1 rRNA gene is annotated in these 500 nt (G+C 54.0%); it reads right to left on the bottom strand.

Annotated elements, in window-relative coordinates:
- Positions 1–500, bottom strand: a 23S ribosomal RNA gene (locus QP978_RS10780); the annotation flags it as partial.

Raw genomic sequence — 500 nt, 5'->3', positions numbered from 1 at the left:
CTCATCCCCTCAGTTTTCAACCTAAGTGGGTTCGCGCCTCCACAGAGTCTTACCTCTGCTTCACACTGGCCATGGGTAGATCACCCCGCTTCGGGTCCAGGACATGCCACTAACAACACACTAGTTAGTATTCGCTTTCGCTACGACTACCCCACCAAACGGGTTAACCTCGCGACATGCCGCTGACTCGCAGGCTCATTCTTCAAAAGGCACGCCATCACCCCACAAAAAAGGGCTCTGACGGATTGTAAGCACATGGTTTCAGGTACTATTTCACTCCCCTCCCGGGGTACTTTTCACCATTCCCTCACGGTACTAATCCGCTATCGGTCATAAGCAGGTATTTAGGCTTACCGGGTGGTCCCGGCAGATTCACAGCAGATTCCACGAGCCCGCTGCTACTCGGGCAACACACCAATTGCACGCACGGGTGTTTCACGTACCGGACTCTCACCGTCTACGGCAGGACATTCCAATCCACTTCCGCTACACCCACACAA

Source organism: Corynebacterium sp. MSK035 (assembly GCF_030232615.1).
GTDB lineage: Bacteria > Actinomycetota > Actinomycetes > Mycobacteriales > Mycobacteriaceae > Corynebacterium > Corynebacterium jeikeium_D.
Note: the sequence above shows the minus strand (reverse complement) of the source record. Positions and strands in the feature narration are given on the sequence as shown.